We start from the raw sequence: 234 nt of genomic DNA on the forward strand, positions 1-234 counted from the left end.
CCGCACCGAGCCCCTGGAGCGCCCTGAAAGTGATCAACTGCCCCATGTCCTGGGCGAGTCCGGAGAGTACGGAACCGACGAGGAAGACCACGATCGAGGCCATGTAGCTGCCCTTGCGGCCGTACAGATCGCCGAGCTTTCCCCAGATGGGCGTGGAGACGGCGGCGGTGAGGAGGTAGGCCGTCAGCACCCAGGAGAGATGGTCGAGTCCGCCCAGGTCGCCGACGATCGTGG

1 protein-coding gene is annotated in these 234 nt (G+C 66.2%); it reads right to left on the reverse strand.

The window, feature by feature from the left end:
- A partial coding sequence (locus J0695_RS37730; RefSeq protein WP_206969319.1) for an MFS transporter occupies positions 1 to 234 on the reverse strand: 234 nt, incomplete at both ends.

Source organism: Streptomyces beijiangensis (assembly GCF_017315755.1).
In the GTDB taxonomy this organism is placed as follows: domain Bacteria; phylum Actinomycetota; class Actinomycetes; order Streptomycetales; family Streptomycetaceae; genus Streptomyces; species Streptomyces beijiangensis.